The following is a 424-nucleotide window of genomic DNA, read 5'->3' on the forward strand; positions in this document are numbered from 1 at the left end:
TCGTCGGCGTCGGTGGCGGCGAGCTGGCCGCTGATCTGCGCATCTTCCTTCACGGCGCCGCTGGTGGCGCTGGCCACCGGTGCATCGTTGGTGCCGTTGATGGTGACGGTCACGGTGCTGCTGGTGCCGTCGGCGGCCTTCACGGTGAAGGTGTCGGTGAGCTTGTCGCCGGCATTCAGCTCGTTGTAGGCGCTGTTGGCGGTGTAGGTCCAGGTGCCGTCGGTGCCGAGATTGAAGGTGCCGTGCAGGCCGGCGACGTTGTTCTGGGCCTGGAATGTGGCCGGGCTGTCGACGTCGGTGATATCGAGTTTGCCGCCGAGGGTCAGCGGGGCGTCGGTTTCATCGGCGCTGCCGCTGGTCTGCCCGGTGATCACCGCCGCGTCGTTGGTGCCGGTGACGGTGATGGTGATGGTCTGCGGGTCGC

1 protein-coding gene is annotated in these 424 nt (G+C 67.5%); it reads right to left on the reverse strand.

Annotated elements, in window-relative coordinates; translation table 11 throughout:
• Positions 1-424, reverse strand: a 424-nt coding sequence (locus A6723_RS27255) for a VCBS domain-containing protein (protein ID WP_139093074.1), incomplete at both ends; no start/stop codon positions are given.

The sequence above is a fragment of the Pseudomonas sp. AU11447 genome, from assembly GCF_001672555.2.
GTDB classification, from domain to species: Bacteria; Pseudomonadota; Gammaproteobacteria; order Pseudomonadales; family Pseudomonadaceae; genus Pseudomonas; species Pseudomonas nitroreducens.